Source organism: Brevibacterium oceani (assembly GCF_013623835.1).
In the GTDB taxonomy this organism is placed as follows: domain Bacteria; phylum Actinomycetota; class Actinomycetes; order Actinomycetales; family Brevibacteriaceae; genus Brevibacterium; species Brevibacterium oceani.
In genome coordinates, this window is record NZ_JABKDE010000001.1 from 669,853 (window position 1) to 696,122 (window position 26,270).

General features: G+C 61.2%; 25 protein-coding genes. 17 read left to right on the plus strand and 8 right to left on the minus strand.

Annotated elements, in window-relative coordinates; all coding sequences use genetic code 11:
- Positions 1-322: 322 nt before the first annotated feature.
- The 7 genes from HK401_RS03105 (at position 323) to deoC (ending at position 8,277) form a co-directional block, all read left to right on the plus strand.
- Positions 323-1,390, plus strand: a complete 1,068-nt coding sequence (locus HK401_RS03105; RefSeq protein WP_246490393.1) for a BMP family lipoprotein — start codon at positions 323-325, stop codon at positions 1,388-1,390.
- A 74-nt stretch (positions 1,391-1,464) separates the two neighbouring features.
- Positions 1,465-3,087: an ABC transporter ATP-binding protein gene (locus HK401_RS03110; protein WP_181273191.1), complete on the plus strand. Its 1,623-nt coding sequence runs from the start codon at positions 1,465-1,467 to the stop codon at positions 3,085-3,087.
- Positions 3,084-4,316, plus strand: coding sequence for an ABC transporter permease (locus HK401_RS03115; RefSeq protein WP_181273192.1), 1,233 nt, complete (start codon positions 3,084-3,086; stop codon positions 4,314-4,316). The genes HK401_RS03110 and HK401_RS03115 overlap by 4 nt, the downstream gene beginning before the upstream one ends.
- Before the next feature lies 1 nt (position 4,317).
- Positions 4,318-5,601 carry an ABC transporter permease gene (locus HK401_RS03120; RefSeq protein WP_181273193.1) on the plus strand — a complete coding sequence of 428 codons (1,284 nt, stop codon included), beginning with the start codon at positions 4,318-4,320 and terminating at the stop codon, positions 5,599-5,601.
- A gap of 119 nt (positions 5,602-5,720) precedes the next feature.
- The gene (locus tag HK401_RS03125) at positions 5,721-6,227 is read left to right on the plus strand and encodes a cytidine deaminase (protein ID WP_181273194.1); all 507 of its coding nucleotides are present in this window, start codon (positions 5,721-5,723) and stop codon (positions 6,225-6,227) included.
- A gap of 57 nt (positions 6,228-6,284) precedes the next feature.
- The gene (locus HK401_RS03130) at positions 6,285-7,574 is read left to right on the plus strand and encodes a thymidine phosphorylase (protein WP_181273195.1); all 1,290 of its coding nucleotides are present in this window, start codon (positions 6,285-6,287) and stop codon (positions 7,572-7,574) included.
- Between the two features lie 55 nt (positions 7,575-7,629).
- Complete coding sequence (deoC, locus tag HK401_RS03135) at positions 7,630-8,277, plus strand: deoxyribose-phosphate aldolase (RefSeq protein ID WP_181273196.1); 648 nt, start codon at positions 7,630-7,632, stop codon at positions 8,275-8,277.
- 62 nt (positions 8,278-8,339) lie between these two features.
- Here the strand turns inward: deoC and HK401_RS03140 are convergent, their stop codons facing one another.
- Both HK401_RS03140 and HK401_RS03145 read right to left on the minus strand, forming a co-directional pair.
- Positions 8,340-10,184, minus strand: coding sequence for a phospho-sugar mutase (locus HK401_RS03140; RefSeq protein WP_181273197.1), 1,845 nt, complete (start codon positions 10,182-10,184; stop codon positions 8,340-8,342).
- A 70-nt stretch (positions 10,185-10,254) separates the two neighbouring features.
- On the minus strand, positions 10,255-11,064 hold the full coding sequence (locus tag HK401_RS03145) for a purine-nucleoside phosphorylase (RefSeq protein ID WP_181273198.1): 810 nt from the start codon (positions 11,062-11,064) through the stop codon (positions 10,255-10,257).
- A 44-nt stretch (positions 11,065-11,108) separates the two neighbouring features.
- On the opposite strand from HK401_RS03145, the gene HK401_RS03150 reads away from it, so the two are divergent.
- Positions 11,109-12,167 carry a GNAT family N-acetyltransferase gene (locus HK401_RS03150; RefSeq protein ID WP_181273199.1) on the plus strand — a complete coding sequence of 353 codons (1,059 nt, stop codon included), beginning with the start codon at positions 11,109-11,111 and terminating at the stop codon, positions 12,165-12,167.
- Here the strand turns inward: HK401_RS03150 and HK401_RS03155 are convergent.
- The 4 genes from HK401_RS03155 to HK401_RS03170 all read right to left on the minus strand — a co-directional run bounded on the left by HK401_RS03155 (position 12,139) and on the right by HK401_RS03170 (position 17,409).
- Positions 12,139-15,861 carry an FtsK/SpoIIIE domain-containing protein gene (locus HK401_RS03155; RefSeq protein ID WP_181273200.1) on the minus strand — a complete coding sequence of 1,241 codons (3,723 nt, stop codon included), beginning with the start codon at positions 15,859-15,861 and terminating at the stop codon, positions 12,139-12,141. The genes HK401_RS03150 and HK401_RS03155 overlap by 29 nt on opposite strands.
- 160 nt (positions 15,862-16,021) lie before the next feature.
- The gene (locus HK401_RS03160) at positions 16,022-16,492 is read right to left on the minus strand and encodes a pilus assembly protein TadG-related protein (protein WP_181273201.1); all 471 of its coding nucleotides are present in this window, start codon (positions 16,490-16,492) and stop codon (positions 16,022-16,024) included.
- Position 16,493: 1 nt separating this feature from the next.
- Positions 16,494-16,970 carry a hypothetical protein gene (locus tag HK401_RS03165; protein WP_181273202.1) on the minus strand — a complete coding sequence of 159 codons (477 nt, stop codon included), beginning with the start codon at positions 16,968-16,970 and terminating at the stop codon, positions 16,494-16,496.
- A complete protein-coding gene (locus HK401_RS03170; protein ID WP_309135897.1) occupies positions 16,963-17,409 on the minus strand; it encodes a TadE/TadG family type IV pilus assembly protein in 447 nt (148 codons plus the stop codon). Before HK401_RS03170 ends, HK401_RS03165 begins: the two co-directional genes overlap by 8 nt.
- Positions 17,410-17,529: 120 nt before the next feature.
- Between HK401_RS03170 and HK401_RS03175 the strand changes: the two genes are divergently transcribed.
- The 9 genes from HK401_RS03175 (at position 17,530) to HK401_RS21140 (ending at position 25,133) form a co-directional block, all read left to right on the plus strand.
- Positions 17,530-19,101, plus strand: a complete 1,572-nt coding sequence (locus HK401_RS03175) for a recombinase family protein (protein WP_181273203.1) — start codon at positions 17,530-17,532, stop codon at positions 19,099-19,101.
- Positions 19,102-19,130: 29 nt separating this feature from the next.
- Positions 19,131-19,499: an Lsr2 dimerization domain-containing protein gene (locus HK401_RS03180; protein WP_181273204.1), complete on the plus strand. Its 369-nt coding sequence runs from the start codon at positions 19,131-19,133 to the stop codon at positions 19,497-19,499.
- Between the two features lie 147 nt (positions 19,500-19,646).
- Positions 19,647-20,159, plus strand: coding sequence for a hypothetical protein (locus HK401_RS03185; RefSeq protein WP_181273205.1), 513 nt, complete (start codon positions 19,647-19,649; stop codon positions 20,157-20,159).
- Positions 20,156-20,692 (plus strand): hypothetical protein, encoded by a 537-nt coding sequence (locus HK401_RS03190; protein ID WP_181273206.1) that lies wholly within the window; start codon positions 20,156-20,158, stop codon positions 20,690-20,692. Before HK401_RS03185 ends, HK401_RS03190 begins: the two co-directional genes overlap by 4 nt.
- A gap of 334 nt (positions 20,693-21,026) precedes the next feature.
- The gene (locus tag HK401_RS03195; RefSeq protein ID WP_181273207.1) at positions 21,027-21,578 is read left to right on the plus strand and encodes a hypothetical protein; all 552 of its coding nucleotides are present in this window, start codon (positions 21,027-21,029) and stop codon (positions 21,576-21,578) included.
- 19 nt (positions 21,579-21,597) lie between these two features.
- Positions 21,598-21,723: a helix-turn-helix domain-containing protein gene (locus tag HK401_RS21135; protein ID WP_373563637.1), complete on the plus strand. Its 126-nt coding sequence runs from the start codon at positions 21,598-21,600 to the stop codon at positions 21,721-21,723.
- Positions 21,724-21,781: 58 nt separating this feature from the next.
- Complete coding sequence (locus tag HK401_RS03205; protein ID WP_181273209.1) at positions 21,782-23,806, plus strand: ATP-binding protein; 2,025 nt, start codon at positions 21,782-21,784, stop codon at positions 23,804-23,806.
- Positions 23,807-24,201: 395 nt separating this feature from the next.
- Entirely contained in the window at positions 24,202-24,924 is a 723-nt protein-coding gene (locus tag HK401_RS03210) for a peptidoglycan-binding domain-containing protein (protein ID WP_181273210.1), read from the plus strand.
- Positions 24,921-25,133, plus strand: a complete 213-nt coding sequence (locus HK401_RS21140) for a glutaredoxin family protein (RefSeq protein ID WP_181273211.1) — start codon at positions 24,921-24,923, stop codon at positions 25,131-25,133. The genes HK401_RS03210 and HK401_RS21140 overlap by 4 nt, the downstream gene beginning before the upstream one ends.
- A 272-nt stretch (positions 25,134-25,405) precedes the next feature.
- Here the strand turns inward: HK401_RS21140 and HK401_RS03220 are convergent, their stop codons facing one another.
- Entirely contained in the window at positions 25,406-25,708 is a 303-nt protein-coding gene (locus HK401_RS03220; RefSeq protein ID WP_181273212.1) for an immunity protein CdiI family protein, read from the minus strand.
- Positions 25,705-26,238: a hypothetical protein gene (locus HK401_RS03225; protein ID WP_181273213.1), complete on the minus strand. Its 534-nt coding sequence runs from the start codon at positions 26,236-26,238 to the stop codon at positions 25,705-25,707. The genes HK401_RS03220 and HK401_RS03225 overlap by 4 nt, the downstream gene beginning before the upstream one ends.
- Positions 26,239-26,270: the final 32 nt, after the last annotated feature.

Below are 26,270 nucleotides of genomic sequence, written 5' to 3' on the forward strand. Positions count from 1 at the left end.
CGCTGAGCCCTTCACGCGGATGCGCTCGCCGTCCGTGGACGTCCGTGCTCGCAGCCCGACCTGGCTCAGGTCGTTCGCGTCTCAAAGATGGCCTGGTCAGCGTTCGCATTTCGGACGGACGAGCCCCCGCCGTGACGGTTTATTGCGTTTTCGTATCGGTGTCCGTGATTGACCTGCTAGCGGAGCTTCCGAGGACTCGGAAGTGCATTAGACTGACCGAAACTCACCAAAATATGACAGATCGTCCAGTGGTTTCACATCTTCGGCAGGGGCAGATAGGGGCCTCGACCGTGTCCGCTGTCTGTAAGAGGAAAGAGAAAACGTGAAGAAGCTCGCATCCGCGGTGTCGATGATCGCCGCATCTGCCCTGGTTCTCTCGGCCTGTGGCTCGGGAGGGGGCGGAGACTCCGCCGAAGACTACCTCGCCTGCATGGTCTCCGACTCCGGCGGTTGGGACGATCAGTCGTTCAACCAGTCCGGTAAGCAGGGCATGGAGAACGCGAAGAAGAACCTCGGCATCGAAGAGAAGGACGCGGAGTCGCAGGGCGATGCGGACTTCAAGCCGAACGTCGACAACATGGTTCAGGCCGGCTGCAACCTCACCTTCGGCGTCGGATTCCTCCTCGAGGACACGATCCAGGAAGCCGCCGAAGCGAACCCGGACCTCAACTTCGCGCTCATCGACTCCACGTTCTCCGATGCCGACGGCAAGCCCGTGACCGTCGACAACGCCAAGCCCGTCGTCTTCAACACCGCCGAGGCCGCCTACCTCGCCGGCTATGTCGCCGCGGCCTCTTCGGAGTCCGGCAAGGTCGGCACCTTCGGCGGCATCCAGATCCCGTCGGTGACGATCTTCATGGACGGCTTCGCCGATGGCGTGGACAAGTTCAACGAGGACAACAAGAAAGACGTCAAGCTGCTGGGCTGGAACAAGGACAAGCAGGACGGCTCGTTCTCCGGTGACTTCGAGAACCAGGGCCAGGGTCAGGAGCTGACCAAGCAGCTCATCTCCCAGGGCGCCGACGTCATCATGCCCGTCGCCGGTCCCGTCGGCCTCGGTGCCGCCGCCGCTGCGAAGGACGCCGGAGACACGAAGCTCATCTGGGTCGACTCCGACGGCTACGAGTCGACCGAATACGGCGACATCATCCTCACCTCGGTGGTCAAGGAGATCGCGAACGCGGTCGAGGACACCATCAAGGAAGGCAGCGAGGACAAGTTCACGAACGAGCCCTACATCGGCACCCTCGAGAACGAAGGTGTGGGACTGGCCCCGTACCACGACTTCGACGACGAGGTTCCCGAAGACGTGAAGAAGAAGGTCGAGGATCTCAAGAAGCAGATCATCGACGGCTCGCTGACCGTCGAGTCGGAGAGCACGCCGAAATAAGGTCATCGGTTAGACTGCAGGGCCGGAGATCTTCGGCCCTGCAGTCTTCAAGTTTGTGAGGAGAACCGGGAGCAGTGAAACTCGAGCTTCGCGGGATGACCAAGGTGTTCGGATCGTTCGTGGCCAATGACCACATCGATCTCACCATCGAACCGGGCGAGATCCACGCCCTGTTGGGTGAGAACGGCGCCGGCAAGTCCACCATGATGAACGTCCTCTACGGACTCTACGACGCCGATGGGGGAGAGATCCTCATCGACGACGAGCCGGTGAAGTTCGCCGGCCCCGGAGACGCCGTGGCCGCCGGCATCGGCATGGTCCACCAGCATTTCATGCTCGTGCCCGTGTTCACCGTCGCCGAATCCGTGGCGCTCGGCTACGAGCCGACGAAGAACCTGGGCCTCCTCGACATCAAAGAGGCGCGCAAGCGGGTCATCGAGATCTCCTCGCGCTTCAACTTCAATATCGATCCCGATGCCCTCATCGAGGATCTGCCCGTCGGAGCCCAGCAGCGGGTCGAGATCATCAAAGCCCTGTCCCGCGATGCCGAGATCCTCATCCTCGACGAGCCCACCGCCGTGCTCACCCCGCAGGAGACAGACGAACTGATCTCGATCATGCGCCAGCTCAAGGAGCAGGGCACCTCGATCGTCTTCATCACCCACAAGCTGCGTGAGGTCCGCGCGATCGCCGACTCGATCACCGTCATCCGGCGCGGCAAGATCGTCGGCGAGGCCTCCCCGGACTCGACCGAAACCGAACTGGCCAGCCAGATGGTCGGCCGTGCCGTGTCGCTGACGACGGAGAAGGACGACGCCGACTCCGGTGATGCGACCTTCCAGGTCCGCGGGCTCACCGTCGTCGACAAAGCCGAGAACGTCGTCGTCGATGACGTGTCCTTCGATGTCCGCCGCGGCGAGATCCTCGCCGTCGCCGGTGTCCAGGGCAACGGACAGACCGAACTCGCCGAGACGATCATAGGGCTGACCGAACCCCGCCTGGGAACGATCACCCTCGACGGGAAGGACCTCGTCGGCGAATCCGTCAAGGACCGCCTCGGCGCGGGTATCGGCTTCGTCCCCGAGGATCGCTCGACCGACGGGATCATCGCCGAATTCGCGATCCGCGAGAACATGATCCTCGACGTCTACGACCGCCAGCCCTACGCCAAAGGCCTCAACCTCAGACCCAAGGTCATCACCGCCGAGGCCAAGAAGAAAGTCGACGAGTTCGACATCCGCCTCGGCAGCGTCGTCGACCCGATCTCGACACTGTCGGGCGGCAACCAGCAGAAGGTCGTGCTCTCCCGCGAGCTCGGCCGTGAGCTGCGCCTGTTCATCGCCAGCCAGCCCACTCGCGGCCTCGACGTCGGATCGATCGAATTCGTGCACAAGCGCGTCATCGCCGAACGCGACGCCGGCACTCCCTGCATCATCGTCTCGACCGAACTCGATGAGGTCTACGGGCTGGCCGACCGCATCGCCGTGATGTACTCCGGCCGCATCGTCGGCATCGTCGGGCCCGAGACCTCGCGGGAGGCGCTCGGTCTGATGATGGCCGGCGTCCCGGCCGACGAGGCACTGGCCGCGACCGCAGACTCGACGACCGACGCCACCGAGAAAACGCAGTCAGCCGCCACAGCGGCACCGGCTGCCGACGACGACTCAGCCACCACCTCGGCGGAGGAGACCGAATGACGACTGATACCTCACCGGCGGCACCATCACCGGCACCACCGCCGGAGGTCGAGGCCGAGGACGGCAAGGAGCAGAACCTGCTGCAGGAGATCCTCTCCGGGTCCTGGCTTGTCTCGCTGCTGGCGATCGTGCTCGCACTGCTGCTCGGCGGTGTCCTCATCGCCGTGTCGAACACGGAGGTCGTTGCGGCCGCGGAGAACTTCTTCGCCGCCCCCGGCGACTTCTTCGCCACCCTCTTCTCCACCGTCGGCGAAGCCTATTCGGCACTGTTCCGCGGAGCCGTCTTCGACTGGGACGCACGCACGACCGAACGCGCCATCCGCCCGCTGACCGAATCGATGGTCTCGGGCACCCCGCTCATCCTCACCGGCCTCGGCATCGCCCTGGCCTTCCGCTGCGGACTGTTCAACATCGGCGGACAGGGCCAGGTCATCCTCGGCGCGACCATCGCCGGCTTCCTCGGCTACGCACTGCCGCTGCCCCCGGTCGTCCACATGCTCGTGGCCGCTCTCGGCGGCATCATCGGCGGAGCGATCTGGGCCGGCATCGCCGGTGTCCTCAAGGCACGCACCGGGGCCAACGAGGTGATCGTGACGATCATGCTCAACTCGATCGCCGGCTATGCGCTCGGATACCTGCTCAAGCAGAACTGGTTCACGCACACCACCTCGGCGAACCCGCAGTCGCGCGTCGTCGACGATTCCGCGCAGATGTTCCTGCTGCTGCCGGCGCCGTTCCGTCTCCACTTCGGATTCGTGCTGGCGATCCTCGCCGCGATCTTCGTGTGGTGGCTGCTCGAGCGCTCGACCATCGGCTTCGAGTTCAAGGCCGTCGGTGCGAACCCGCACGCGGCCCGCACCGCCGGCATCTCCGTGTCGAAGGTGACCATCCTCGTCATGATCGTCGCCGGTGCCCTGGCCGGCCTCGGCGGAGCCGCGCAGGTGCTCGGCACCGAGTTCAAACTCACCGGCGGCATCAGCGGCTCGATCGGATTCGACGCCATCACCGTGGCCCTGCTGGGCCGGTCGAAGCCGTTGGGCACGTTCCTCGCCGGTCTGCTGTTCGGCGCCTTCAAGGCCGGCGGCTACCTTATGCAGTCGCAGACGGGAACGCCGATCGACATCGTCCTCGTCGTCCAGTCCGTCATCGTGCTGCTCATCGCGGCCCCGCCCCTGGTGAGGTCGATCTTCCGGTTGCCCACGCCGGTGCTCAAGCGGAAGGAGGACTGAGATGACTGCTCAGACCGTGGAGAACACCTCTTCGACCCAGGTCAAGGCCTTGGCGCCGATCGCCTGGAAGTTCCCGATCGTGTATTCGATCCTCGCCCTCGTGTCCTTCGTCTTCTTCGGCCTCATCGGCCGGGACGGTGAGACGACCTTCCGGGTGGCCACCGGCGGAGACTTCTTCGCCATCCCCGATTTTGTCGTGTCCTCGACCGCGGCCGGACTGACCCTGGGCATCCTGCTCGTCGTCATGGCAGCGGCGTCGATCTACTTGGGCGTCAAGCGCATCAGTGTCGGCTCGTGGTTCCCGATGCTCTTCGGCGTCCTCTTCGTCATCTCGTTCCTCGCCTGGGCCGGCGGGGGCTCCGGCGGCGTGATCCCGCTGACGACCCTGCTCGCCGGGGCCCTGGCCCTATCGGTGCCGCTGATCTTCGGTGCCATGTGCGGCCTCGTCGGCGAACGCTCCGGCATCATCAACATCGCCATCGAGGGCCAGCTGCTCGCCGGTGCGTTCCTCGCCGCCGTCGTCGCTTCGGTGGTGAAGAATCCGTACGCAGGGCTGCTCGCCGCGCCGATCGCCGGCGCGCTGGTCGCCGTGATCCTCACGTTCTTCGCCGTGAAGTACTGGGTCAACCAGATCATCATCGGCGTCGTCCTCAACGTCCTCGTCGTCGGACTGACGAGCTTCCTCTACTCGACGGTGCTCACCGAGGACCCCGCACTGTGGAACGCGCGCCAGAAGCTGCCGAACCTGCCCATCCCGCTGCTCTCGGACATTCCGGTGCTCGGACGGGTGCTGTTCGACCAGAACATCCTCGTCTACATCATGTACGTCGTCGTCATCGCCCTGCAGATCTTCGTGTTCCGCTCGAAATGGGGTCTGCGGATGCGGGCCGTCGGCGAACACCCGAAAGCTGCGGACACCGTGGGCATCAAGGTCAACTTCACGCGCGTGCGCAACACGCTCATGGCCGGTGCGATCGCCGGACTCGGCGGAGCCTTCTTCACGGTCGGCTCTGGGCTGGCCTTCGGCAAGGAGATGTCGGCCGGACAGGGCTATATCGCCCTGGCCGCGATGATCCTGGGCAAGTGGAACCCGAAGGGAGCGCTGCTGGCGGCACTGCTGTTCGGCTTCTCGAAGAGCCTCGGCAACACGCTGCAGTCGATCGGCACGCCCGTGGCCAACGAGCTGCTGCTCATGCTTCCCTACATCGTCACCGTCTTCGCCGTCGCCGGCTTCGTCGGTCGGGTCCGCCCGCCCGCTGCGGAAGGTGTTCCCTACGTGAAATGAACCCCACCTCGGCGATGGGATGAATCCCACCGCGGGACCCGGCCGACCGGGCCCGCCCGAGGTCTTGCGGCACCCCCTCGACATACCAGCAGTCACACCCTGAAGGAAGAGGTATCCCCATGACTGTCCCCGACAAGGATGTCCCCGACACCGACGCCTCCGAGCACGTCTGGAGCGACGAACCCACCCCGGTCAGCCCCGATGACCTCAGCGAGGGCACCTGGTCGCTGCTGCGGGAGGAGGCGAAGCGGGCGATGGCGAGGGCCTATGTGCCGTACTCGTCGTATTCCGTCGGCGCCGCCGCGCTCGTGTGCGACGGGCGCATCGTCAGCGGCTGCAACATCGAGAACGCCTCCTTCGGCGTGACCCTGTGCGCCGAATGCTCGCTCGTATCCGATCTGTTCATGTCCGGTGGAGGACGGCTCGTCGCCTTCGACTGCGTGGACGGGGACGGCAACACCCTCGTGCCCTGCGGACGCTGCCGGCAGCTGCTGTTCGAACACGGCGGTGATGACCTCGTGCTCAACATGCCCAGCGGACGCGCCCCCATGTCCGTGGTCCTGCCCGAAGCATTCGGACCCGACCATCTGAACGCCTCCGACGCGGCCCACACCGCGAAGCACTGACGACTCCACCTCCGCCGAGGCGGCCGGCCGAAACGAACACAACGAAGGAATGAGACTGTGACAGTAGAGGCATTCGACGCCGTCGACGTCATCGCGACCAAACGCGACGGGAAGGCGCTCAGCAGGGAGCACATCGACTGGGTCATCGACGCCTACACCCGCGGGGCCGTCGCCGATGAGCAGATGGCCGCGCTGGCCATGGCGATCTTCATCAACGACATGGAACCGCGCGAGATCGCCGACTGGACTCAGGCGATGATCGCCTCCGGCGAGCGGATGGACTTCTCGACGCTGTCGCGCCCGACCTCCGACAAGCATTCGACCGGGGGAGTCGGGGACAAGATCACCCTGCCCCTGGCCCCGCTCGTCGCCGTCTTCGACGTCGCCGTGCCGCAGCTCTCCGGCCGCGGCCTCGGCCACACGGGCGGGACCCTGGACAAGCTCGAGTCCATCCCCGGGTGGCAGGCAGGGCTGAGCAACGACGCGATACTGACCCAGCTCGAGGACATCGGCGCCGTCATCTGCGCGGCCGGATCCGGACTGGCCCCGGCGGACAAGAAGCTCTACGCCCTGCGCGACACCACCTCGACGGTCGACTGCATTCCGCTCATCGCCTCGTCGATCATGTCGAAGAAGATCGCTGAGGGCACCGGCGGACTCGTCCTCGACGTCAAGGTCGGCTCGGGTGCGTTCATGAAGGACATGAGCAAGGCACAGAAGCTGGCGCGGACCATGGTCGACCTCGGCACAGCCGCCGGGGTGAAGACCTCGGCCCTGCTCACCGACATGTCCACGCCGCTGGGTCTGACGGTCGGCAATGCCCTCGAGGTCCGCGAATCCGTCGAGGTCCTCGCCGGTGGGGGACCGGCCGACGTCGTCGACCTCACGGTGGCCCTGGCCGAGGAGATGCTGCGCCTGGCCGGAAAGTCCGACGTCGACGTGCGCGCCGCGCTGTCCGACGGTCGGGCCATGGACAAGTGGACGGCGATGATCCGAGCGCAGGGCGGCGACCCGTCGGCGGCCTTGCCCGTGGCCGAACACACCGAGGTCGTCACCGCCCCCGAGTCCGGGGTGCTGACCACGCTCGACGCGCTGTCGGTGGGAGTCGCCTCGTGGCGGCTGGGAGCCGGTCGCGCCCGTAAGGAGGATCCGGTGCAGGCCGTCGCCGGCATCGAACTCCACGCGAAGCCCGGCGACACCGTCACCGCAGGCCAGCCGCTCATGACCCTGCACACCGAGACGCCCGAGCGTTTCGCCCGGGCGATCGAAGCGCTGGAGTCAGCGGTCGAGATCGGCGGGGACGCCGCCTCGGTGCCGGAGTCGATCGTGTTCGAGAAGATCAGCTGAGCCCCTGCCACCCCGCTACCCTGAAGCCACCGCACCACTTCACTTGGAGGAACCCATGACCAGCCGAAACGATGTCGCCGCGATCATCGACCACACCCTGCTCAAGCCCGAAGCCACCCCGGCCGACGTCGAAGCGCTCGTGGCCGAGGCGAAGGGCCTCGGGGTGCTCGCGATCTGCGTGTCACCGTCGATGCTGCCGATCACCGATCCGGGCGAGCTCGTCGTCGCGACCGTCGTCGGATTCCCGTCCGGCCAGGTCAAGCCTGAGATCAAGGCCGCCGAGGCGAAGCGCGCGGTGGCCGACGGTGCCGCCGAGGTCGATATGGTCATCAACATCGGCCAGGCCATCGCCGGGGACTTCGACGGGCTCGAGGCCGACATCCGTGGGGTCGTCGAGGCCAGCGGGGACGCGCTGGTCAAGGTCATCATCGAATCGGCGGCGCTGTCCGATGAGCAGATCGTCGAGGCCTGCCGCCGCGCCGAGGCCGGCGGGGCCGGATTCGTCAAGACCTCCACCGGCTTCCACCCCGCAGGCGGTGCCAGCGCCCACGCCGTGGCACTCATGCGGGAGACGGTGGGCGATCGCCTCGGCGTCAAGGCCTCCGGCGGCATCCGCACCGCCGAGGCGGCCGAAGAGATGATCGCCGCCGGCGCGTCCCGCCTGGGCCTCTCCGGCAGCGCAGCAATCCTCAACTCCCTCTGATTGCTACCCGACGGCGGCCCAGCAACCTGGCGCCAGGTTGCTGGGCCGCCGTCGGGTAGCAATCAGAGGGCGAGGAAGGTTTTGAGCTCGGTGCTGATCGAGGTCAGGCGTTCCTTGAGTGCAGGAGCCAGTGAGACGCTCGCCGAGGTGGCCGGCAGTCGCACTCCCGCGCTGGCGGCCGCACGTGCATCGGCCTCGGATGCGGCTTCGAGTTCGGAGGGCTCGGCGACGACCTCGAGGTAGCACTTGAGCTTCGGTTCCGTACCCGATGGGCGGACGATGACCCGTGAGTTCGATTCCGAGAGCAGCAGGATCCCGTCGGTCGGCGGCAGGCTTTCATATCCGGCGGAGAGGTCGTGGACCTCAGCCACAGGGGATCCCGCCAGCGTCGCTGGTGGGTTCTCGCGCAGCTTCGCCATGGCCGTGGCGATGAGCGAGACGTCATCGAGGCGGAAGGACAGCGGCGCGGTGGCGAAATAGCCGTCTCGGCCCCGGATCCGGTCGAGTTCGGCCTCAATGCTGCTGCCCTCGGACTTCAGACGAGAGGCCAGAGCCGCAAACGTGACAGCTGCCGAGATCCCGTCCTTGTCGCGGACGGCAGCCGGGTCGACGCAGTAGCCGAGCGCCTCCTCGTAGCCGAAGACGAGTCCGGGCACGCGGGAGATCCACTTGAACCCGGTGAGAGTGTCCACCGCGGCGAAACCATGGCTCGTGGCCGCGGCCGCGAGCCCCCGAGAGGACACGATCGAATTCGCGAAGACGGGTGCCGCAGCCTGAGATCCCGACGACGGTCCCGTCGCATGATGCGTGCCCGCAGCCAGCCGAGCCGCGGCATCCTCACCGAGGAGCAGCCCCACCTCGTCGCCGGTCAGCTGTCGGTATCCGGAGGCTGCCGACGAGTCGGGGATCGCCGCGGAGAACCGGTCGGCATCGGGATCGTTGGCGATGATGAGTTCGGCCCCGACCTCACGCGCGAGGTCATAGGACTCATCGAGCGCCCCGGCCTCTTCGGGATTCGGGAAGGACACTGTCGGAAAGTCCGGGTCAGGATCCTGTTGCGAAGCCACTGGGTAAACGTCGGCGAACCCGGTGCGGGTCAGGGCCGCCTCGGCGACACCGGCACCCACACCATGCAGGGAGGTGAGCACGATCGACAGCTCCCCGCTCGCCCGCGCCCCCATCTCGTCGATACGGGCCAGATAACGCTCGACGATCGACTCATCGAGGTGCTCCCACCCGGATTCGGCACGCGGCACCGAGACGACGGATTCGACGGCGGCGATCTTCTGGGCGATGAGGGCATCGGCAGGGCTGACGATCTGTGCTCCGGCACCGGCGAGAGCGGCGTCAGAATCGGATTCGATGGCCTGCAGCGGACGCAGCCCGAGGTAGACCTTGTAACCGTTGTCCGCCGGCGGATTGTGGCTGGCCGTGACCATGACCCCGGCATCGGCGCCCAGGTGGGACAGGGCGAAGGCGAGCAGCGGGGTCGGCAGCTGTTCGGGCAGCTGGATCGCGACCCCTCCGGCGGCGGTGACGACGGCGGCGGTGTCCGCGGCGAAGTCGGAGGACTTGTAGCGGGCGTCGCAGCCGATGACGACGCGGAATCCTTCGCCCACGGTCTCGGCGAGGAATGCCGAGAGCCCGGCCGCGGCTCGGATGACCACGGCCCGGTTCATCCGGTTCGGACCCGCGGCGATCTCCCCGCGCAGGCCCGCGGTGCCGAAGACGAGGGGGCCGGCAAACCGGTCCTCGAGATCGGCCACGGCCGCCGCATCCCCGGCCTCAGCCTCGGCGAGGACGTGCTCCAGGGTCGTCGCGGTCCGCGGATCAGGGTCATCGGCGATCCAGGCGCGGACCACCTCGGCGTCGAATCCGGCGGTGAAACGATCGGCTACACGGGTCATGTTTGGTCCTTTGCGAGGTCGCGGAGAGGGATAGGGCGAATGCGGAACGGCGCAGGGAGTGCGCGGAGCCTCAGAGCTTCGCGACGATGTCGGCGAGCAGGCGGGAGATGCGCGGGGCGGCCGCGGCACCGGCTTCGATGACCTCGGCGTGGGAGAGCGGGGTCTCCTGGATGCCGGCGGCGAGGTTCGTCACCAGCGAGATGCCCATGAGCTCGAGTCCGGCCTGACGTGCGGCGATGGCCTCGAGCGTCGTCGACATGCCCACGAGATCCGCGCCGAGGATGCCCGCCATGCGCACCTCGGCGGGCGTCTCGTAGTGGGGGCCGCGGAACTGCGCGTAGACGCCCTCGTCGAGGGTCGGGTCGATCTCCTTGGCAATGCGACGCATCCGCGGGGAGTAGAGATCGGTGAGGTCGACGAAGTTCGCGCCCTCGATCGGCGAGGTGCCGGTGAGATTGATGTGGTCGGAGATGAGCACCGGGGTGCCGGCCGCCCAATTCCGGTTGAGCCCGCCGCAGCCATTGGTGAGCACGAGCGACTGGCACCCGGCGGCAGCGGCGGTGCGGACACCGTGGGCGACGGCACGCACGCCCTTGCCTTCGTAGTAGTGGGTGCGCGATCCCAGCACGAGCGCATGCTTGCCGCTGGCTTCGATCCGCACGGTCCGCAGCATCGTCCCGTGCCCTTCGACGGCTGGAGCGTGGAAGCCGGGGACCTCGGCCGCGGGAACCTCGCTGATCGTCTCGCCGAGGAGGTCGGCCGCGCCGCCCCACCCGGAGCCGAGGACGAGAGCAATGTCATGGGCGTCGATCCCGGCGGCGGAGTTGATGGTCGTGGCCGCGGCCCGGGCGGCGGCGGTAGGATCGCTTAAGTCAGTCATGACGCCAAGATTATCAAGTTCCCCACCGCCCAAGGAGCGAGCACATGCCCATTCGAGAGCTGAGCGACGGTGACGATCTGCGCCTGAACGAGGTGTTCGCGGACGCGACCACCCCGGCCGGTCATATGGCCAGGTCACTGTTCCGCCCGTCCTCGGATTCTCCGCTGGTGCGCTCCGTCATCGCCGAGGTGGTCCCCGAGGTTCCCGTCGGAGCCGCCGCGATCGCCGAATCCCCTCTTCACCCTTACCGTGCCTGGGTGCACGTCGAGGTGGCCGCCGAGGAACAGGGGCACGGTCAGGGACGTGAGCTCTTCGAAGCCGTGTGCGCCGAGACCCGTGGCACCGGGCTTGAAGGCCTCGACCTGCGAGCCCGAGTGCAGGCCGGCAGCACGGGGGAGGGCTTCGCGCAGGCCCTCGGCTTCACTCCGCTGACGACGACCCGTGTCATCCGGGTGCCCGCCGGTGCCCTGCCTCCGGCCGGAGGCGGCCGGGCGGAGGACCTCGAGATCGTGGCCACCGGTTCGGTGAAGCTGACGAAGGCGTTCCTCGCCTGGTACACCGCAGTCAACCGTGACGATGCCGTCGGCCCGCTGACGATCGGACAGGTCAACAATGCCTTCCTCTCCGAGGCTGCCGGTGCCCATGGTGCCGCACTGCTCGGCGGTGCGGCCGGGACCGCCGAGGCGGGTGGGCTGAGCGCCTTCGCCGTGTCCTATGCGCGGGAAGCCGATGAGACCGCAGGGACCGTGCTATCGGCCGGTGAACCGGGCACCGGCACAGTTAGTGCTGGAGCCGCCGCCGGAGACGGGGCAGGTCAGGCTGTCGTCGATCAGGCCGTTGAAGAAGCCCCGACCGAACTCATCCTCGGGTCGATGTTCGAGACTCGCGAGGACGCCGAGGCAACTGGTGAGGACTTCGCCGCTGCTGTCGCCGATGCCGAACTGCTCCTGGCCCGGCTGTCGGTCGATGCCGATGTCGTCATCGAGGTCACGAGCGGAATGCCCGTGATCTCAGCACTCGCCGACCGCCTGCTCGAGGCGGGGACGGCCACCGAACTCTACCGTTATGAGACGCTCACAGGACCTCCTGCCGACGTGAGCTGACCGAATGCGACCGCTCTGGGTGTCGCGGTCCGTCTGCGGTGACTGTGCCGGTCGCGGACCGGATGCGGAACAGTCTTCGGCCCTCGTCGGCGGTGAGGAGCCGCACCGCTCGGGCACGATTCTCGGTGGCGAACCATCCTGTTCCCGCCAGTCCGTCAAGCGGCGCCTGCCGGAGCAGACCCAAGCCGGTGAGGTCCTGACGGGTGTGAACGCCGATGACGAGCAGAGGCCCGAGATTCTGCGCTTTCGACAGGGCAGACCCGTAGCCGGGAGCGAACCGCGTCGGCACGATGAGCACGTGCAATCGCCCGTCGAGGGGATCCCAATCGTGCGGCTCCTCCTCTTTGTGTGCATCATCGTGGACGACCGCTGTTCCCAGGCACCGCATCAGTGCGGCGAACTCGCTCTTCCCGCTCTGCGGTGAACCGCGGACCGTGAGCACAGAGCCGTCACGCTGCGGATCCCAGGTGACGAGCTCACCGAAGGCATCGACGCCGATGGGGAGGGCAGCGCGTTCGAAAACGGCGTCGACCGAGTCCGTGAGACTCTCGACGACCGTGCTCGCCGCGTGGTCGAGACCGTGCCATCGAGGTGCGATGCCGCGAGATGTGACACCGCGAGATGTGACACCGCGATCGCCCTTCGGGGCCTCGAATGGGTCGTCCGGAGAACCCTGATCCTGAACGAGCTGAATATCGGCGCCTTCGCTGCCGGTTGACTGCACACAGGGGCCTCGGATCACGGCACGGAACTCCGGCCAGGTTCCCGCGAAACGCTGCCGACTGAGGCCGAGACTCGTTCCGTCCTCACCGGTCTCCGGAGGGAAGATCAGCTGGGTGGAGAACCGCGAACTCCTGCTCGTCGCATTGCGGGCTCCCGAGAGCAGGAACACGAGGCCGGAGCGCGAACCGTGTCCGAGCAGCCGCTCTGCCCGCTCGGCCCAGTAGTGGTCGAGCTCATCGATGAGTTCCGCCCAGTTGCCGCAGACCAGCAGACTCGGCGGGGCGGTCGCATCGGTCGGTCCGGTGGTGAGGTGGTCGAGCACGGACTGCATCGTCCATCCCGTCGGTATCGCACAGCTGATCTCGGCCCAGTCGAGTACCGACGCGATCCTGCCGAGGGCGATGATCCGACGTGTCGGCGCGGCCGCGCGTGCCATGCGGATGAGCACGGAGTCCGTGGTCTCCGGATCGCCGTTCATGAGGATCGTCGACCCGTCGACGTCCGGGTCATACGTCCAGTTCTGCTGCCTCTGCTCGGAGGGGATGTCGATGGTCCCCGTGCCGTCGCCGCTCGCGCCGTCCGGGCCGGGCAGCGGCGCGAGCACGACCTGCGGCGAGCGTGCCCGCTCGCCGATCGTCTGGGCCGCGGTGATGATGTTGTCGACGCTGACGCCGCTCGCCCCACCCGGCAGACTGGGAACCGGTCCGGCGTTCCAGGTCCGGACGCGGGGACGCAGAACAGCCTCGGCGGGGGACACGCTGTCGAAGGGGACGGCGACTCGGAATCGGGCGACTCCGAGCCCGGTGTCCAGGCAGGCAGCACCGGGTCTGTCCACCGGCAGCAGGGCGCCGTCGTCGGTGCCGATGACGTCGAAGGAATCGGTTTCGTCGCGCACTCGCAGGCACACGCGGATGTTGATGTTCGCCTTCATCTGCCCGGTGACGACTCCGAGGGGCCGCTGAGTGGCGAGGATGAGGTGGACGCCGAGGGATCGACCGAGTGCAGTGAGGTGTTCGAGCAGGTCAGCGGCCCGCGGGTGGGTGGCCATGAGGGCGTGGAATTCGTCGATGACGACGACGAGCTGCGGTGGCGGTTCGGCCAGGTCGAGAATATGGGCGCAGCCGTCCGCGGCCAGGAGGCGTTCGCGGCGGGTGATCTCAGCGCGGACAGACACGAGCGCGCGGAAGGCGAGACCAGAGTCGAAGTCGTCGAGCACGCTGTCGGTGTGCGGCAGGTCCTGCAGCGGAGCGAAGGTGGCACCGCCCTTGAAATCGATGAGGACGAATCGCAGGCGCCGAGGCGGACGGGCCAGGGCCATCGACAGCAGCCAGGTCTGGAGGAGGAGTGATTTTCCGCTGCCCGTGGTCCCCGCGACGAGAGCGTGTGGCCCATCCGCGAACAGATCGATTCCGACGTCACCGTCGGCTCCGCGACCGATGACGACCGGCCCCGGTGCGGGGTGGCGCCAGCGCGAGGCGATTGCCTCGGGAGCATCATCGCAGAGCTCGCCGAGGCCGTGGTTGGGCCAGGGGTGAGGGACCTGTCCGACGTGGCGGCGTCGGTGCAGGCTGACGAAGCGGGCTGCGGGCATGAGGGTGGCGATGAGCGGCCGACCGGGGACCGGTCCACGAGGCGCGCTCGAGGCGGTGGTGCGTGCCTGGGCAAGGGGTCCCACGGTCAGCGAGATCGTCGCGACAGGACGCGGGCCGTTCATCGTGAGCTGAGCCGGGTCTGTGGTGTCGTCGAGGTGGAGGTCGACGGCGGCATCGTCCTTGGCGCCGCCTCGGGTCAGAGGGTGGGCGGTCTGCTCACCGGTATCGGCGTCGAATCGTGTGCCGGCCAGCTCCGGAAGCTGGGCGAGTGCGGGGCAGGGCCGCCAGTCATATCGGTGATCGGACAGCCACGCGAATGCCATTGTGCGCAGGGCTTCGGACTCTCCGCTGACGGTCACCGAGGTGGACATCGGGTCGACGCGGATCGGCATCGCTGCGAGCACGATGCGACCGTCGACATGGTCAGAGGCTTCTTGAAGCTTTTCGTCGATGGTGAGATCGCTGAGGACAGCGCCGAAACCCAAGCACAGCCCCGAGGAGGCGAAGGCGGTGCGGCGATGGCCGGCCTCGAGTTCGCGGAGTCGGGTGCGTGCCTCGTCGAGGGCGGCGGCACGATCGCGGAGGCACTGTTCGCTGTCTCGTGTGAAGCGCTTCTTTTCGACGAGGTAGGCGACGTACCCGGAGATCGGTGCAGAGACGCTGAAGAGCAGGAACCACCACATGCTCGTGACAACGGCCAGCACCACGCCGATGCCGATGGGAATGAGGAAGGTCCACCATTGGGGTGGTCTTGCGGGCTGGGGATCTGCGATCGTCTTCGGTGCGATGTGGATGTCCTCGCCGCGACCCGACGGCGGGGAGCGGATCTGCGGTGTCTGCGAGGCCGGGGTCGTTTCAGTCGTTGCCGCCGTGCCAGGGGTCGTCCCAGCCGTCACGGCCGTGCCAGGGGCTGGAGCGAGGACTGTTGCGCCTATTCGGACAGTGGCCTGGGAACTTGTGGCATCGAGTGTCAGCGGCATCGGAGTCCGCGAGAGGCAGGGGTCGATGATGGTGAGAGAGTCGGCGTGGGCAAGGCGTGACAGGTGTGTTCGGCGTGGATCGACAGCGAGGGTGAATCCAGAATCCGGGCCGGCCAGAACCGACACCGGTGCCAGTTCGGCCTCGGCGCGGTCAACGGTGCGCAGGGTCATCGCTCCGATGAGCGTGATCGGATTGAGAGCCTGCCACCGACCCCAGCTGATGGTCTCGAGGTTCTGGCCCTCGCACCGGTTGCCGTCGATGAGGTCCTCCGGTTCCAGCTTCGGGCCGAAGGCAGCGCGGAAGACGTCGAGTGCCGGTGCGGTCGAGTCGGCTTCGACGCTGCTGCTAGTGACTGCTCCGTTCGTCTCGATGCGATGGACGAGTCCGAGAGTTCTCATGACCACAGAGTCTCCGTATCGCTCGGGAGGGGCAAGGGCTCTGACATGGCCTGTGGATAGGGCCCGTTCGTCCACAGGCCGACCATGCGCGAGTGGGGCGAGCATGCACAGGAATCGGCGTCGAAGTCGCCCGGGATCGAACCCGAGCACCGAGACTTCGTCAGTCCAGGCGCAGCGCGCCTCGGGCGTAGGCGGTGGCCTGAAGATCGATGAGTTCGGGGACGAAGGGCGAGAGCAGGGCCGGCGAGTAGCGAGCCTCGATTCGGATCCGGACCGAATGAGCGCCGTCGGCATTCGCGCTCAGCCGCAGATGGTGCATCCCCTGCGGGGTCGGGACGGCGTCCAGGTAGCGTCCGGCAGCACGTTCGGCTGCGGGCGGGGAGAATACGAGGCCGGGATCATCGCCGGGAGCCGGCTCGAACGAGTCCGAGGCCGCCAGCGCCGCCGAGTCCGCAAGACCCTGAAGCTCCCGCCGTGCCATGTGCAGGTCGGTCAGGGCTGCGATGAGAAGAGCGAGCAGCAGGGCGATGACGACGAAGCCGATGGCCAAGGGCGTGATCGAACCGGCATCCGGTGGCTGTCGTTGCGCATCTGCTGAGGAGCCGGCCTCAAGTTGCTCTTCGTCCGACATCTCATTCGCCTCCCGTGGCGACGACGTCGGTGTGATTGGCCCGCAGAGTGATGTGTGGCGAGTGATCGGATCCGAAGAGCAAGGGAAATCCCGGCAGTGAAACCTTCGTTTCGACACGTGCGGTGATCAGAGAACCGGCCTGTCCACAAGCCCCGGCGCACGAGTAGGTGATCGATGTCGGTGCGTCGTCGACTCCGAAGTCGGCGAAATGCATCCTCGCGACGGCCTGCGCCCTGGCCTCGGACGGGTTCGCATCCCGAGCGGCGATGCGGGAGGCGGACATCGCCGCCGAAGTGGTCGCGTAGCTGGCGGCCTGCAGCTGAGACAGGGCGAGCATGAGATAGATGACGGGAATGAGGAGGACGACCGCGGCGAAGATGAATTCAACGACGGCGGTCCCCGAATCCGCCCGATCGGTCCCGTTATCCGCTCGATCGGACCTCGCATCCGCCTGACCGGTCGCGCCGTCGTCAGCCACGGTCGATGTCCTCGACGAGGGACCGACCCCGCAGATCCCACACCTCGGCGGGTCCCCACAGCCCGAGCACGGGCAACGGGGTGCGCACACGCACCTCGACGATCTCGGCCCCACCTCGGCGGGAGGTCGAGACGGTGACCTTCTGCGCATAGCGCTCGCCGACGGACACGCGGATCAGGTCGGCGGTGAGTCGTTGGCCGTCGCGGGCGGTTTGGTCGGCCAGGCTCGCCTGTCGGGCCCCGGCGATGGCCGAGTCGATGACCGTGTTGCGCACGTGGATGACGAGTCCGATCTGCAGAGCACCGGCGAGGATGAGCGCCAGCAGCGAGGCGACGAGCGCGAATTCGGCAACGGCCGAACCCGTATCGGCGCACGCCAAACCATCGGCGCGACCCACATCTGGATCGCCCGGCGGTGAGCACGCGTCATCGTCGGCCACTTCCGGATCACCCTGCTCCGCGGACCTTGTTCATCGCATCCTGGAACATCGAAGTGAACGCCTCGCCCGCCAGGGCCCAGAGAGCAACAACTATTGCAACTCGCTAAGTATCATTGTGATATGGAAAAGACAAGAGCCGCCGCGTATGTTCGGCAGTCGCAGACGCACGAAGACACGATCTCTCCGGCTATCCAGCGGGAGCAGATCAAGGCCTATTGCAAGAGTAAGGGCTGGAAGCTGACAGAGGGAGTCTACGAAGACGTAGATATCTCAGGACGCGCCATGAATAATCGGCCAGGACTCCTCAAGCTCCGTAAGGACTATGAAGCCGGAGCATTCGATATCGCTGTTGCGCTCAACTACTCACGCTTCTCTAGGACGCTGGAGGACGGAGCATCCATCCTCGGGAGCATGAAGCTAGCCACGGTGGAAGAAGGCATAGCTGAATCAGATGATGAATTCACTCCGCTTCTCCATCTTCTGTTGGCTCACAAGTTCTCTCGTGACCTCGGGAAAAAGTGGCGACAAACTCATGAGAACCGAGTTAAGCGCGGTCTCCCTCCAACAGGTGCTCCGTACTTCGGGTACTCCAAGAATGACAAGGGGGAGTACGTACCGAATGAGTACGCTCCACTATTGAAGAAGGCCTATGAGGATTACGTGGGCGGGAAATCGTTTGGTGCGATTACGGCTGAATGGAATGAGGCCGGTGTCCCGACGATTACAAATCGAACTGATGCCTGGGCATTCCCTACCTTGATCGGACTCATGAGGAAGAAATTCCAGACTGGAGTAATCGAGTTCAAAGGAGAAGAGTTCCCTGGATCTCATGAGCCGATTATCTCCAAGGAGCTGTACACGGCATTTGAGGCGCGGAGGAATCAGAACTCCAAAGCACCAGCTAGGAATAAATACCCTGAGTGGCCGCTCTCGGGTCTCATGGTCTGCGGATCGTGTGGAGGTCCGGTAGGGATGATCCAGCGAAACAAGGACGGAGCTACGCGGTTAGGTTGCCTACATCGTCGCAACAAAGGCACGTGTAAACAGAAGGCAATCTATCGTCTCCAAGCGGATCATGCCTTCATGCTGTTTGTCTCTCAGTACATGGATCAGATCGTTTCCGCTCTTCCGGACGCGGAAACACAGTCACAGCTCAAGGAGGACGTAAAAGAGGCTGAGTACGCTCTCACAGCGGCTAAGAGCAAGCTTCAGGAGTTCCTTGAGACGATCACCGTACTAGGCCTTAGCTTGGAGGAGAGCAAGGAGATTCTTGAGGCCAGGCGTGCAGATGTGAAAACCGCTGAGATCAAACTGAGTGAGGCGGAAGGGGAGCTAGCTCTAGCAACTCCTCTGGAAGTCGATCAGCAAGCTTTGGAGCAAAAAGAGGACATGTCTCCTTCTGAGTGGGCTTTGTACGTGCGTACCAAGCTTGTAGACAAGTGCACGCTCAATCCGGATCAGTCCTTCTCCATCATCGGCAAAGCCGGTTACACACTGACTCAGGAGAAAATGAGCTATGACGGCTCCGTAAAGGTAGAGAAGGCAAACACGCAGGGCTTGAGCCGTGAGGAGACCAAACAGGCTAGAGCTTGGCTGAGGGCAAACGGCTATGAGGAGAAGGTCTCTGTAAGAGGGAATATTAAGTTCGAGTACCTGAAGCTTTGGATTAAAGAGGGTAAGCCTGTAGCCTGAGCATGTTAGATCCCTATTAAGGAGCTGGAATGGCTAAGCGAACAATTACGATCCTTTCAAGTGACCTGAGTGATCAGGAGTCAGAAGACGTGCAGACCGTTTCCTTCGGCTGGGATGGAAGAGATCTTGAAATCGACCTGACAGCCGAAGAGCGGGATGAATTTGAGGCTGGAATCCAGAAGTACGTAGAAGCCGCGCGAAGGGCTGAGAGCGGTCGCGTTGGATCTCAGAGGACAAGAAGGTCAAGCGGATCTCTCCTTTCAGATGCAGAGAAGCCGGTTGCACGTCTTTGGATTCAGGAGCAGTACAGAGAGCGCGAGATCGGAGACCGTGGCCGTCTGCCTAGAGATCTAGAACAGGCTTGGATCGACGCTGGCAAGCCCACAGCTCGAAACTAGTAACATTCCGAAAAGATCCCCATCTCATTAGAGGTGGGGATCTTTTGTGTTGAAACGTGACCGTATCGAGACCGGATTTGGTCAGGTGGTGTCAGTGCTCAGCCTTACTATCTTTCTAGTAGAGCACGGTGCTCTTGAGGGGAAGAAATGAAGAGTGTGAGACTTGGCGCGGTCATGGTGGCTGGAGCCATAATTCTGGCAGGTTGTGGCGGGGGAGCGGAGAGCAATGAAGCTCAACCGATTCAAGAGGAGACCGTAGAGCCTATAGCCGATTACACCGGACCTCCGGTGAAGTCGCAGAACAATTGGCCGTGTTTTACCGTGGGTGAAGTCGGATCTGGGCTGTCAATGACGTGGGAACTAGTTGTGGCCGCGCGTGACGCTCCAGACCAGCCCGAATACATAGACGATCTCGTAGACGAAGGCGATGACCTCTGGGAGGACATTGAAGATGACACTACTTGTAGCGGCGGAACCGAGCTTGCGGACTTCAATTATGAGGTAGCCAATCTCAACATCGATGTAACGCTGGATCAGGACACTGATGAGCAGTACGAGAAGATCGCTGATCTGGGAAATGCGCTACTCGATCTCTCCGATGAGGAGAATCATGAGTGGAGCTATGAGTTCGTAACCGACGTTTCGGAGATTGATCCGTGATGGGCTTGTTTAAGAGTAAGGCTGAGAAGCAAGAAGAACGGCTGTTTGAGCTGTACAAAGACACATTCGAAAAGCCTCAGTTACCGGCACCAAGACCAATGACCAGCTATGCCGACTATGAGGGGCAAGCCGAATCGGTTCTGCAAAACGTGGGTTTGGATATTGATGTTCGCACCATGAGTGACGTGCAGGGCGGTATGGAGTTCATGTGTAACGTTGCCAAGGTTCAACTCTCCGTAAGGCAGAACAAAGTTCCTGTGCTTGCTTTGAAAGCATTTGAGTTGGACTCACAGCAGTATTTCAAACCGATGAACATCTATATATCACCCTCGGGTTTCGAACCCGACGCGATTCAGTACGCATACAGCGCGAATTTGATTCTGCTTCAGATGACTGAAGACGGCAGAGTCGGAGGTGTAACGAAAAGCGGGATGATGTTGCTCCTCATGGGCACTAGATCGATGTTGTGGGGGCACGAATATGGACCTGAGCTACACTACAGAATCTTCAAGTACATGTATCCGAACTTATGAAATTGATATCTGATAAGACGGGCGAGTAAATTATATATCTGAGATATCTTATCGAGAGACCCGGTCTCCTACAAAGTAGGCGCCGGTCCTTCATTTCCGGTAGGGACCGGCGAGATACCGTATAATGGTATGTGCAATCTCCATAATTGTATTCTTTGTTAGTAAGAGTCCTCCATCCTTCGGGGTGGGGGATTTTCGCTATTTTAAGGCTTAATATTATGCTAAGTCATCATCTGTCACATTATGTCCAGAAATGTGTTATCATTGATACATAGCGATAAACATTCCAACTAACAAAGAGGGAGGTCGCTAGCAAAACAAAGGAGATCAAATTATGGAATATGCATACGTGCTATCACTGAACGAAGATGATTACGCATACGTCTTCCTTCCCAAAAGGGACAGCACCGGCCACAGGAAGCTACCGACCCTAGACGGAAATCGTCGGGAGATCGCTCGGGCAATCGACAAGAAGAACCCACACACCAGGTACGTGCCCTATGAGTCCGATATCTGGGGGAGCGTAGTCGAGATTGCGAAGTCCAATGTATATCAGGTCATCCTCAACTACATCATGCCGGAGTACGGAAAGTGCTTGCTAGTGATGGACGCTGGGATCTCTGCTGAAGTCTCGTGCGGATCTGAATGTCAGAACGCACTTGGAGATGTATGTATCTGTGCATGTGGCAAGGCCAATCATGGAATGGCAGTTGATCGCCCTTGGCTTCACGTTGGAGATCGAACCATTGAAGAGGGCGAGACCAAGAGAAACTATCGATGGTTTGACAACACCTACAGCGACAGACAGAAGGACTTAAATGCAGTAGAGATCCTAGAGATCATGGAAGAGGAAGGAATCGGAAATGCAGAACTTGAAATTGTATAGCAAAGCGGAAGTAGCAGAGATGCTAGGAGTCAGTGTCAGAACGATCTCCAGAGCAATCGAGAGGGGAGAGATCAAGACCACGACACTGAACGGATCTCCGAGAATCCCACACGCTGAACTCATGCGAATCAGCTCAGCAAACTAACAAAGAATTTTCCACCTGTTGCCTACCGAAAGGGCGATATATAACAGAAAGGCCAATCATGGCGAATGCAATCAAACTTAAGGATTTCACACCAATCATTCCAGCTATCAACGAAGAAGACCAGACCACTACGGCATTCTTCATCGTCTTCCGAGACGCAGAGCGTAAGGCGATTCTCAACGCTGAGCCGAATGCAAGAGTCTTCCTACTGGAGTTCTACAAAGGTGCCGATTCCGTTACCTGGAAGAACTGGAACAACACCTATCAAGTGACAGGACTCGATCACTGGGAGTCTGGAGAGGTCGAAGATCTCCACACACAGAGAGCAATCATCGTAGCTCCTAGCCTCATCTACGCAGACCCAAAGAAGACCGGAGCAAAGGTACTCCAGAACATCTCCGATTACTTTGAGTCCATCGGAAGCAAGACCAGCTTCAAGAGGTTCCCCGGCTACATCTCACTAGACAAGGTGCTTGAGAGTGAAGATGGATTCCTCTTCAGCGACGATGAGGCAGAAGCGGAGATTGAGGAACGAGAAGAGAAGGTAGATCCAAGGATCTTCCTGAATCGCTCAGAAGCGATCAGGCTCAATGAGATCGTTCTTGAGTGCTCCAAGGTCGCTAGAGAGCGCGGAAGCCTCTTCTGGGTACGCGGAGAAGTGATGAAGGTTGTAGGAGATCGTATGGTCTCTGTAGACGGTCCCGCGCTGAAGGGATGGACCGCAAAGCACGGACTCATGTTTGTCACTCCTACCGATAGAGCCGACGTTCCAAAGCTCATTGCTGAAGATGCAAAGTCCGTCATGGCGACTCCTGAACTCTGGGAGGGCAAGCTAAACGAACTGGAGACAATCGAGACAGCTCCAGTCCTAGGGAAGTCACTCAAGCCACGATTTGAGGCCGGGTATGACGCAGATACCCTCTCCTATGTTGTGGAGCCGATGAACTACCTAGGAGAGCTGGAGGGCGAGATCTCACCTGAGAAGGGAGCTGAGGCGGCTGAAAGGCTCATGAAGTGGTTTGACGGTTTCGCCTTTGTCGATCAGAGGTCTAAGGCCGATGCTCTAGCTTTCGCGCTTACTCCGCTCCTCATGCACTACTTGGATGATCCAATCCCCGGAGGTCTGATCACAGCCAATCGATCAGGAACGGGTAAGACAGAGGCCGCTAGGATCATTGCGCTCATGTCCGGAGATGACGCAATTGAGAATGATTGGCCGTCTGAAGCCAAGACCAGAGAGACCATTACCTCCATGCTCAACAGCGGTAAACAGGTCGCTATCTTTGACAACATCAAAGCGAACGTGGACAGTCCCGGAATTGAAGCTCTCTTGACCTCCCGTAAGTGGAATGATCGAGTCCTCTTCACTCAGAATCAGGCTGAGATCAAAAACAACACGGTTCTCTTCCTCACAGCCAATCATGCAAGTACTTCCCCCGACATGCTCCGTAGGCTTGTGCCTCTCCCAATGAACAGAGACGCAATCTCCGCTGAGGAGCAAGCAAAGTGGGACGGCCAGAGGAAGAAGAACCTCCAAGATAATCGTGAAGCGGTTTTGATCGATCTGCTGACGATGATCCTTGCATGGAGAGACGCGGGTACTCCTCTTGGAAATGAAGTCTATGACGGCTTTCAAGAGTGGGCAGAGACCCTAGGCGGGATCTTGGCTGTCAGTGGCGTACAGGGCTTCCTAGAGACGCGAGAGGACAATCTAGCCGGTATCGACTCCGGTAAGGACACTGAGCGCGAGATGTTGGCACGTATCCTCCGTGTGATGGACGGTCACGAAACCTGGTCAGCTAAGGATCTGGTGGATGAACTGAATATGACCTCCACACAACAGGCTTTGAACTCTGAGCAGTACGTCAAGGATCGTATGGCTCTCAAGTCTTACTTGGTAGGGCGAAGCGTCAAGGATCAGAGCAGTGCAATCGGTAAGAAGCTTGGACCTTTGTGCGATCCTCAGATCCTCCCTGGTGTGGAGTTGGTCAGAGGACGAACAGGTGCAGGACGCTTCTACTCCGTGAAGACCTCTCTCGGAAAAACTGACTATAGAGAGCTAATCGAGATCGCAAACGCATAAGCTCAAATCGATCTAGGCACTCCTTCGGGAGTGCCTTTTTCGTGTTTGTGCCGGGTTAACCGTCATGAATGTCGGACTGAATTCTTCAAAGCGACATGGCTTCTCCCCTTTATTCTTCTACTACTTCCTCTCTCTATGACACTATGACACTTTAAATTAAATTATCTATATATACACACCATAAGAAGAAGAAAGTTTAAAAGATTATATAAATTGTGTGGTCTATAGAGGGATAGAGAGAAAACCAGTGACATACCGACATGAACCGACATTCCCCAGTATTGACGCGGAAGTGGGATGGAGATTGGTCCGACATTGAATGTCGGTTGTCCGTCACGTTAGCGGAGTGATTAGCAATCTACACATAGCGATTCAATATTTAGTATAATGGATGTATGAAGAAAACAAAGAGTTGCAAAGGTGGCGTAAGCGGAGAGTGCGAACGTCCGTATTACGCTAAGGGCTTCTGCAATCCTCATTTTCAGATGTTTAAGAAGGGCTTACCGACTAACTATGAGATTGCGGAGAAGAGTCCTCACAATCAAACAACAGTTTGCACCATTGAAGGATGTGGACTTCCGCATAGAGCAATGGGTCTGTGTTCAAAGCATTATGCAAAGCACAGATACCACGAAAGGAAGAAGGCCGGAGATCTCCTCAGGAAGGGCACCAAGGGCACTCCCGTTAAGGAGCTTCAGAAGGATCTAGGACTCAAGGCTGATGGATATTTCGGAGCTGGTACTGAGAAGGCTGTCAAGGCCTATCAGAGGTCCAAAGGGCTGACTGTTGACGGAGTTGTAGGTCCGAAGACTCTAGCCGCTCTAAAGGGCAAGAAAGCTCCAGCGAAGAAGCCGAAGAAGAAGACAGCTCCAGAGTTTCCTCTAGCTAAAGGTCACTTCTTCTCTCAGCCGATGAGGACAGACAGAGCACACTCAGGCTTCTACTCCCTGGCAGACCGTAAGCACATTGTGAAGATTCAGCAAAAGCTAGGAATCGCGGGAGATGGACTCTACGGAAAGAGCACGGAGAAGAAGATCCGCGCATTTCAAAAGAAGGCCGGTCTGTCGGTCGATGGAGCGTGCGGAGACAAGACATGGAACAGGATGTTTAATCGATGATCAAAGTATACTCAAAGCCGGTTTGCGGTCAATGCGTCGGAGTCAAGTTATGGCTCAATAAGAATGAGATCGAGTTTGAAGAGCTATGCATCATGGATAGCTTAGATCTCATGGCAGAGCACGGAGTTCAATCAGCTCCAGCGGTATTCAAGGGAGATGAGCTTATTTCAGTTGGCTTCAATCCCGAAGAACTAGAGATTCTTCTCTAACAACCATTGGCCCTCTCGGTGGAAATCGAGAGGGCCACGTCTGTTCTTATATCTAAAATCGCTAATGATATAATTGGATGTATACGAAAGGATTAGATATGGATATTTTTGTGATGATCGCGGGACTTTTCGGAGTGGTCTACCTGTGTGATCTATTAGGAGAGAAGATAGGTGTTTGGGTAGCTGAAACTTATCAGAATTTTCTAAACCATTGACCCTGCAATCCTCTGGTTGCAGGGTCAATAGTTGCCACGATTTTAAGAAATCTTTGACTAGCGTTCGTCGGAAATCGTTGCTTGACCTTCGAGCTGGGTTCTAAGTTCCCGGATTAGCCTATCTCCTTCTTCGTCGTGCTTTATGCGATTCTCTTCGGAATCCCAATCTGGTTCAGGGTAGTCGGCAACGGGATTGTAGTGTTCTGCCCAAAAATCCATGTAGTTATGAAGTCCTTTGGCAAGCGATTCAGTTATAGGAAGATCTGAAGTCTTCACTACATAGTCATCGGTGTCGTGACTCCAGAGCGGCTCTTTTCGACCCCAGTCGGGAAAAAAGCGTATTTCGATTTTAGTTCTCATGGTGAACACATGTGCTCTCTGGTGGGAACGGAAGTGATAATGCGTTTCTTGTCAGTAGCGACAATGACCGACGGGAAGAATTCTCCCATCTTACCGTTCGATCCTTTTAGTTTAACGGGCGCTGTGTAGCATCTCTTATTTCCCTTTTGGACTAAAGTAAATGAAGGATTACTAAGTACTTTCTTTGTTACGGTCCACATGGTATCGTCCCAGTGCACCTTCTTGCTGCTGGTGACGGTCTTCCACTCTTTTTCGTGCTTTTTCCTAATGTGAACATAGCCGTAGCCAGGTGTTCCGCATTTGAGTGTGACTTCTCCGTCTTTTTTGGATTTAGTCTTTGCAACGTTCTCTAACTGGAGTAGGTACAAGGGGTCGTTGCAGTCCAGGATTATTAGCGGATTAAATTGTGTTTCGAGCCTAATCTGTTTCAGTTCTTTTTCTTGAGTACTGGTTGGAGAGGCGTGCGCTGTTGTTGGTATGAGAAGCGACAGCGTGACAATTATCGCTGAGATTGCGATTGATTTTCTCATGGAGATCCTTATTCGGTTTTCGAGGGGCGAAG